Annotated in this window: 6 protein-coding genes and 1 pseudogene; 6 read left to right on the plus strand and 1 reads right to left on the minus strand. The window is 66.9% G+C overall.

The window, feature by feature from the left end; all coding sequences use genetic code 11:
- The 5 genes and pseudogenes from QOD90_RS03190 to rho form a co-directional block, all read left to right on the plus strand.
- Positions 1–286, plus strand: a pseudogene (locus tag QOD90_RS03190) (diaminopimelate decarboxylase); the annotation flags it as partial.
- Positions 286–1,611 carry a homoserine dehydrogenase gene (locus QOD90_RS03195; protein ID WP_526346596.1) on the plus strand — a complete coding sequence of 442 codons (1,326 nt, stop codon included), beginning with the start codon at positions 286–288 and terminating at the stop codon, positions 1,609–1,611. The pseudogene QOD90_RS03190 and the gene QOD90_RS03195, both read left to right, overlap by 1 nt.
- A complete protein-coding gene (thrC, locus tag QOD90_RS03200; RefSeq protein ID WP_526346598.1) occupies positions 1,608–2,720 on the plus strand; it encodes a threonine synthase in 1,113 nt (370 codons plus the stop codon). Before QOD90_RS03195 ends, thrC begins: the two co-directional genes overlap by 4 nt.
- 15 nt (positions 2,721–2,735) lie before the next feature.
- Positions 2,736–3,704, plus strand: a complete 969-nt coding sequence (gene thrB / locus QOD90_RS03205) for a homoserine kinase (RefSeq protein WP_526346600.1) — start codon at positions 2,736–2,738, stop codon at positions 3,702–3,704.
- Between the two features lie 303 nt (positions 3,705–4,007).
- Positions 4,008–6,074 (plus strand): transcription termination factor Rho, encoded by a 2,067-nt coding sequence (gene rho / locus QOD90_RS03210; protein ID WP_526346602.1) that lies wholly within the window; start codon positions 4,008–4,010, stop codon positions 6,072–6,074.
- Positions 6,075–6,157: 83 nt separating this feature from the next.
- Here rho and QOD90_RS03215 read toward each other — a convergent pair whose 3' ends face one another.
- Positions 6,158–6,778 (minus strand): TetR/AcrR family transcriptional regulator, encoded by a 621-nt coding sequence (locus tag QOD90_RS03215; RefSeq protein ID WP_526346604.1) that lies wholly within the window; start codon positions 6,776–6,778, stop codon positions 6,158–6,160.
- Positions 6,779–6,914: 136 nt separating this feature from the next.
- Here QOD90_RS03215 and fadD1 point away from each other — a divergent pair, with 136 nt between their 5' ends.
- The gene (gene fadD1 / locus QOD90_RS03220) at positions 6,915–8,507 is read left to right on the plus strand and encodes a fatty-acid--CoA ligase FadD1 (RefSeq protein WP_526346606.1); all 1,593 of its coding nucleotides are present in this window, start codon (positions 6,915–6,917) and stop codon (positions 8,505–8,507) included.
- Positions 8,508–8,514: the final 7 nt, after the last annotated feature.

An 8,514-nucleotide genomic window follows, 5' to 3' on the forward strand; every position in this document is an offset into this window, starting at 1 on the left:
CCGCCTGGTGTCGCGCGTCAGCGACGGAGCGCCCGTACTGGCCCGGATCGTCGGAAAGCACTGCGAGAGTGGTGACATCGTCGTCCGCGACACCTGGGTGTCCGACGACATCGCACCCGGTGATCTGATCGGGGTCGCCGCGACCGGCGCGTACTGCTATTCGATGTCGAGCCGGTACAACTTGCTTGGCCGCCCCGCCGTGGTGGCCGTGCGCGACGGAGTGTCGCGCGTGATTCTGCGGCGTGAGACGGTCGACGATCTTTTGAGCCTGGAGGTAACCAACTAATGGTGGAAAACGAGAAGCCGGTCGGCGTAGCGGTTTTGGGACTCGGCAATGTGGGCAGCGAAGTGGTGCGAATCATCGAGCAGAGTGCGCCCGACCTTGCGGCCAGGATCGGTGCGCCGCTCGAGTTGCGTGGCATCGGCGTCCGGCGGGTGGCCGCCGACCGCGGCGTGCCGGTCGAGATGCTCACCGACGACATCGATGCACTGGTCTCACGTGACGACGTCGACATCGTCGTGGAGCTCATGGGCCCCGTCGAGCCCGCGCGCAAGGCGATCCTCGCCGCGTTGGAGCGCGGCAAGTCGGTGGTCACCGCCAACAAGGCGCTGATGGCCCAGTCGACCGGTGAGCTGGCACAGGCCGCGGAAAGGGCGCGCGCCGACCTGTACTTCGAGGCTGCGGTGGCCGGTGCCATCCCGGTCATCCGGCCGCTGACCCAGTCATTGGCCGGCGACACGGTGCTGCGCGTCGCGGGGATCGTCAACGGCACGACCAACTACATCCTCTCGGCCATGGACGAGACGGGCGCGGACTACGCGTCGGCCCTGGCCGATGCCAGCGCGCTCGGGTACGCCGAGGCGGATCCGACGGCCGACGTCGAGGGTTACGACGCCGCCGCGAAGGCCGCCATCCTCGCCTCGATCGCGTTCCACACCAGGGTGACTGCCGACGACGTCTACCGCGAGGGCATCACCAAGGTGGGGGCGGCGGACTTCGAGTCCGCAAGGGCGCTCGGCTGCACAATCAAGCTGCTCGCGATCTGCGAACGAATCACCAATGATGAAGGCCAGCAGCGTGTCTCGGCCCGCGTCTACCCGGCGCTGGTTCCTCGCGAGCATCCGCTCGCCTCGGTGAACGGGGCATTCAACGCGGTCGTCGTCGAGGCGGAGGCAGCCGGTCGGTTGATGTTCTACGGGCAGGGCGCCGGCGGCGCACCGACGGCCTCCGCGGTCATGGGTGACCTCGTCATGGCCGCTCGCAACCGAGTACACGGTGGTCTCGGACCGCGCGAGTCGAAGTACGCCCAACTGCCCATCGCTCCCATCGGATTCATTCCGACCCGTTACTACGTGAGCATGAGCGTGGCCGATCGGCCCGGCGTGCTCTCGGCGGTGTCGGCGGAGTTCGGCAAGCGTGAGGTCAGCATCGCGGAAGTTCGCCAAGAGGGCATGGTCGACGACGGGGGGCAGCGGTGCGGCGCCCGCATCGTCGTCGTCACCCATCGAGCCACCGACGCCGCTCTCTCGGAAACGGTTGAGGCCCTTGCGGATCTCGACGTCGTGGAGAGCATCAACAGCGTCCTGCGACTGGAAGGGACCGACGAATGAACCCCTCCCGTACGACCGGGGCGAGCAAAGCGACGGGGAAGGCTGCTGTCCACCAGCCTTGGCCCGGTCTGATCGCGGCATACCGCGACAGGCTGCCCATGGAGGACGGTTGGACTCCGATCACCCTGCTGGAGGGCGGCACGCCGCTCATCGACGCCAAGCGGCTCTCCGAGCAGACCGGCTGCACGGTGTACTTGAAGGTCGAGGGACTCAATCCCACCGGCTCGTTCAAGGACCGCGGCATGACGATGGCCGTGACCGAGGCCGTGGCGCGCGGCCAGAAGGCGGTGTTGTGTGCGTCGACGGGGAACACCTCGGCGTCGGCAGCTGCCTACGCGGCAAGGGCGGGCATCACCTGCGCGGTGCTGATCCCGCAGGGCAAGATCGCGATGGGCAAGCTGGCTCAGGCAGTCATGCACGGCGCCAAGATCATTCAGATCGACGGAAACTTCGACGACTGTCTCGAGCTGGCACGCAAGTTGACGGCCGACTTCCCAGCGGTGTCGCTGGTCAACTCGGTCAATCCATATCGGATCGAGGGGCAGAAGACGGCGGCGTTCGAGATCGTCGACGCCCTTGGTGAGGCCCCCGACGTTCACGCCCTGCCGGTCGGCAACGCGGGCAACATCACCGCGTACTGGAAGGGCTACACCGAGTACCACCGTGACGGGCTCGCGCAGAAGCTGCCCCGCATGCTCGGAACCCAGGCCGCTGGTGCCGCACCCCTGGTCTCCGGTGCACCGGTCACCAATCCCGAGACCATCGCGACGGCGATCCGAATCGGTTCGCCCGCTTCGTGGAACTCGGCGGTGGAGGCACAGCAGCAGTCCGACGGCAGGTTCCTGGCCGCGACGGACGAGGAGATCCTCGCCGCCTATCACCTGGTGGCGCGCAGCGAAGGCGTGTTCGTCGAGCCTGCATCGGCGGCCAGCATCGCTGGCCTGCTCAAGTCGATCGACGACGGCTGGGTGAAGAAGGGCTCCACCGTGGTGTGCACGGTCACGGGCAACGGACTGAAGGACCCCGACACGGCGCTGAAGGAACTGCCTCCCGTCACGGCGATCGCCGTCGACCCCATCGCCGTTGCCGCCGAACTCGGGCTGGTCTAGCGGAGCAATGCGTTGGTGATGCAGATCCTCCCCGCCGGGCTGGCGGCCACCTCGATCGTCGCCGCCTCCAGTGCCAATCTGGGCCCCGGCTTCGACAGCCTCGGCCTGGCGCTGAGCCTGTACGACGAAATCTACGTGGAGACAACGGCGTCCGGCCTCCGCGTCGAGGTTGAAGGCGAGGGCGCGGGCCAGGTTCCGCTGGATTCCTCCCATCTGGTGGTACGCGCCATCGAGCATGGTCTGGAGACGGCGGGCGTGCGCACCGAGGGCCTGATCGTGCGGTGCCGCAACGCGATCCCGCACTCACGTGGGCTCGGCTCGTCGGCCGCTGCGGTCGTCGGCGGCCTTGCGGCTGCCAACGGTCTTGTCGCGCAATCTGGTTCGACGCCAATGTCGGACGTCGACCTCATTCAGCTGTCATCTGAGTTCGAAGGCCACCCCGACAATGCATCGGCGGCCGTGCTCGGTGGCCCGGTGGTGTCCTGGACCGGGGGCGAAGGGCCGTTGCCCCAATACGCCGCAGCACAGTTGCGGTTGCATCCGGACATTCATCTGTTTCCCGGCATTCCCGAGGTGCGTTCGTCGACCGCGGAGACGCGAGCGGTGCTTCCCAGCCAGGTCAGCCACACCGATGCGCGCTTCAACTTGAGTCGGGCCGCGTTGCTGGTGGTGGCTCTGACCGAACGCCCCGATCTGCTGATGGCGGCCACCGAGGACCGCTTGCACCAGCCGCAGCGTGCGGCGGCGATGCCCGCCTCCGCGGAATATCTCGACATCCTGCGCCGTTGTGGCGTGGCAGCGGTGCTTTCTGGCGCCGGGCCTGCGGTGATTGCATTCAGTACTGAGCAAGAGCTGCCGGCTGAGGCCGTCGAGTACGGCGCCGCGAACGGGTTCTCCGTCAGCGAGATGTCGGTCGGCCAGCGTGTCCGCTGGGGGTCTTCGGCAGTGGTCGACGGCCAGACCCAGTTCACCACCCAGGGCTGAGTAGTTGACAGGCGCCACACGAGAATCAGGCGTGTTTCTTGCTTCCAGCGGCGATGCGGGTTATTCTCGCTTTCGTCCAGCAATCGCGGCATCTGTGTCTGCGCCTACACTAGGACGACTACCAATCCTTCTCGTGGACGACGGTTCCCCGCATGGTGGAGAACCCCGGCGATCACCGTTGCATCAGCAATGGACGTACAGGCAATGGTGGAATTAAGGCATTCAGTAGCCGGCATTTAGCGGATTAGCTGAATGCGACGAACCCTCGCAGAATCGGATCAGCGAGGGAAAGAAAGGAAATCCGTGACTGATACGGACCTCATCACGGCCGGTGGCAGCAGCGACGACGTCGAGCTGTCGAACCCCGTGAATTCACCAATCTCGGAAGCGGTTTCGGCTGCGCCTGCGGCAGAGCCCGCCGCCGCGCCCCCCGCGGAGGCCCCGGCGACGTCCGTGGTCGCCGCCGGTGACCGCCCCACCTCGCTTACTGCGATGGTTCTTCCCGACCTCCGTGCGCTGGCTGGCCAGCTTGGCGTCAAGGGCTCGTCGGGCATGCGCAAGAGTGAACTGATCGCTGCCATTCGCGAGCATCGCGGTGAGACCAACGGCGCAGGTGCCGCGGCGAAGCAAGCCGCCGCCGAGGCCGCCCCGGCCGCCGAGCAGTCGGCGCCCACGGCCGACGTTGCCGCAGGTGACGCCCCAGAGCCGCCCACGCGCCCCCGTCGCGAACGCCGCGGTGCCTCCCGCGGTGCAGGTGCCGCGGTCGAGACGCCGGAGTCCGGCGAGAAGGCCGCCACCGACGACACCCAGGACAAGGCTCCCGAGGCGAAGGCCGCGACCGAGCAGAAGGCGCCCGGGAAGAAGACTGCCGACGAGGCAGACAAGGGCGGCGACAAGACCACCGGTGACAAGAAGGACTCTGCCCAGTCCGACGGTGCGCGGAACAACGACCGCCAGAACAACAACGACCGTCAGAACAACAACGACCGTCAGAACAAGGGCAATGACGGCGGCGGCAACAACCGCGGCAACAACGCCAACAACTCGAACAACAACAACAACAACAACGATGATGACGACGACGGCGACGGCCGCGGGGGCAGGCGCGGTCGCCGGTTCCGCGATCGCAGGCGGCGCGGCGAGCGCGGTGACGCCCAGGGCGGCGGCAACCAGGACCGCGACACCGAACTGCGTGAAGACGACGTCGTTCAGCCGGTGGCCGGCATCCTCGACGTGCTGGACAACTACGCGTTCGTCCGCACTTCCGGATACCTGGCAGGCACCAACGACGTCTACGTCTCCATGAACATGGTTCGCAAGAACGGCCTGCGCCGCGGCGACGCCATCACCGGTGCCGTCCGCGTTGCCCGCGAGGGTGAAGGCGGCGGTGGCAACAACAGCAACCAGAACCCGCGGCAGAAGTTCAACCCGCTGGTGCGCTTGGATTCGGTCAATGGCGGTCCCGTTGAAGATGCCAGGAACCGTCCGGAGTTCCAGAAGCTGACGCCGCTCTACCCGAACCAACGGCTGCGCCTCGAAACCACTCCCGACCGGTTGACCACCCGGGTCATCGACCTGATCATGCCGATCGGCAAGGGCCAGCGCGCCCTGATCGTCTCGCCGCCCAAGGCCGGTAAGACGATGATCCTGCAGAGCATCGCCAACGCGATCACGGTCAACAACCCGGAGTGCCACCTGATGGTGGTGCTGGTCGACGAGCGACCCGAAGAGGTCACCGACATGCAGCGCTCGGTCAACGGTGAGGTCATTGCCTCCACCTTCGACCGGCCGCCGTCAGACCACACCGCGGTCGCGGAGTTGGCCATCGAGCGCGCCAAGCGTCTCGTCGAGCAGGGTAGGGACGTCGTCGTATTGCTCGACTCCATCACCCGGCTCGGCCGCGCGTACAACAACGCGTCGCCCGCCTCCGGCCGCATCCTCTCCGGTGGTGTCGACTCGACGGCGCTGTACCCGCCGAAGCGCTTCCTGGGTGCTGCCCGCAACATCGAGGACGGTGGCTCGCTGACGATCATCGCCACGGCGATGGTCGAGACCGGCTCCACCGGTGACACCGTCATCTTCGAGGAGTTCAAGGGCACCGGCAACGCCGAGATCAAGCTCGATCGCAAGATCGCGGAGCGTCGCGTCTTCCCCGCGGTGGACGTCAACCCGTCCGGCACCCGCAAGGACGAGTTGCTGCTGTCCAGCGACGAGTTCGCGGTCGTGCACAAGCTGCGCCGCGTCCTGTCGGGCCTCGACTCGCATCAGGCGATCGACCTGCTGATGAGCCAGTTGCGCAAGACGAAGAACAACTACGAGTTCCTGGTGCAGGTCTCCAAGAACACGCCGCAGAGCGCTGATTCCGACTAGCTAGTCGAGTCGCGAGAGCCCCTGCCATCGGTGGGGGCTCTTCGCGTCTGGAGAAGGTTCGAGACGCGAGAACTGACGGCGATTCAGGTCAATGAGGGGTCGGCCCGAAGACCCGGCATGACGTAGCGGCGGACGTGCGCGAGCACTGCGTCGTGATCAGTGGGGTCGAGGTGCTTTCCGGGTACCGTGGCCAGTGAAAGCAGCACGCGGGCAACCCATTCCGACGCTTCGTCGATGTTCGCGTCGGCGTGGATGTCGCCGCGATCACGGGCAGCGACCAGATATCGGGACCAGAACTCGCCAAGGTCGGGCACCAGCCCCTGGACACCCGCACCCGCGCACGCGGCGAACTCCTCTGGTTCGTCCAACCGGAGTTTCATCAGAAGTGCGCCCGGATCGGCGTAGGCCGTGCGGCCGTGGCGGATACCCGCGGCGATTTGTTCGTCGAGGCCGACGATCTGCTCCAGCATGGCGTGCGAGTCCGACCAAAACGCCTCGTTGAGGCGCACGATGGCCGCTCCGAGCAGTGAGTTCTTGTCGGGGAAATGCCGATACAGCCAGCCCCGGGAAACGCCGGCGACCTCGGCGACCTCGGACACCGTCGTCGATCGAATGCCCTTGGCGCGCAAGCATACTTCGGCTGCATCGATGAGCCGATCACGCACGCTCTTGGATGCCGGCCGGGGTGCGGCGGCGTTCGTCAACGGCGGACTCCTGTTCGTTTCGCGACGAGACGGGGTGGGACGGATGCATTCTGCCTGTTGCCAGACGGTACCGTGTGGCAGGTCGGCGGTAGACACTTTCTAGGTTCTGTTCACGCATGGGACGAGGTAGCCAACGATGGCGGACACACTCCAGCAGTTGCTTCGCACGAGGGCTGGCCTCGACTCGGTCGCCGTCAAGTACGGAGACGTGTCGTGGACGTGGCGGGAACACATTGCGGCGGCGACTGCGCAGGCCGCAGCCGTCATCGCGGCCGCGGATCCGTCGCGGCCGCTTCACGTCGGCGTACTGATGGGCAACACCCCGGACATGCTGACTGCCCTGGCCGCGGCGGGCCTCGGGGGATACGTCCTGTGCGGAATCAACACCACCCGACGCGGCGAGGCGTTGGCCCGCGACATCGCTCGCGTCGACTGCCAGCTGCTGCTCACCGCACCCGACCTCCGGCACCTGCTCGACGACCTGGACCTGCCCGGCGTCGCCGTCTTCGACGTCAGCACCGACGACTGGGCGGACCGGATCGACGCCGCGCCCCCGTTGGTACCGCATCGCGAGGTCGGTGCCGACGACACGTTCATGATGATCTTCACCTCGGGCACCAGCGGTGAGCCCAAGGCGGTCGAGGTGCCCCACGCGATGGTCCTGTTCGCCGGAAGCGCGCTGGTCGAGCGGTACGGCGTCGGCGGGTCCGACGTCTGCTACCTGGCGATGCCGTTGTTCCATTCGAACGCCGTCTACGCCGGCTGGAGCGTGGCGCTCGGTGCCGGCGCCGCCATGGTCCCTGCCGCGTTTTCCGCCTCCCGCTTCCTGCCTGACGTCCGCAAACATGGCGCCACCTACATGAACTACGTCGGCAAGCCGCTTGCCTACATCCTCGCCACCCCGGAGCAGCCCGACGACCGCGACAACACGTTGCGGATCGCGTTCGGAAACGAGGCAGCCGACCGCGACATCGCGGAGTTCGGTCGTCGCTTTGGCTGCGCCGTCTGGGACGGCTTCGGTTCGACCGAGACGGCCGTGATCATCACCCGGCCCGACGACTGCCCACCCGGTTCGATCGGCAAGGGGTTCCCCGGCGTCGCCATCTACGACCCGGAGACCGTCGTCGAGTGCGCGGTCGCAGAGTTCGACGAGACGGGCGCCCTCGTCAACGCGGACGAGGCGACGGGGGAGCTGGTCAACACCAGCGGGAGTGGACTGTTTCGCGGGTACTACAACGATCCGGGCGCGACAGAGGAGCGGTTGCGCGACGGGATGTACTGGTCGGGGGACCTCGCCTATCGGGACGCCGACGGGTGGATCTATCTCGCCGGCCGCACGGCTGACTGGATGCGGGTCGACGGTGAGAATCTGACCAGTGCCCCGATCGAGCGGATTCTGTTGCGGCTGAACGCGATCAGTCGGGTGGCGGTGTATCCGGTGCCCGACGAGTACGTCGGCGATCAGGTGATGGCCGCGATCGTGCTTCGCGATGCCGCCGAATTGACCCCCCAGGAGTTCGAGGCATTCCTCGAGGCTCAGCGGGATCTGTCCCCGAAGGCCCGCCCACGCTATGTGTGGATTGCCGAGGACCTACCGAGCACGGCGACGAACAAGATTCTCAAGCGCGAGCTGATCACCCGTGGCGTGGATCCGACGGGCCGCGTGCTGTGGAAGCGCGAGGGCACTCGTTTCAGCCCGTTGGTCCAACCGGGCGTGGTGGACGGCTGAGCCCCCG

Source organism: Mycobacterium sp., assembly GCF_032161845.1.
In the GTDB taxonomy this organism is placed as follows: Bacteria; Actinomycetota; Actinomycetes; order Mycobacteriales; family Mycobacteriaceae; genus Mycobacterium.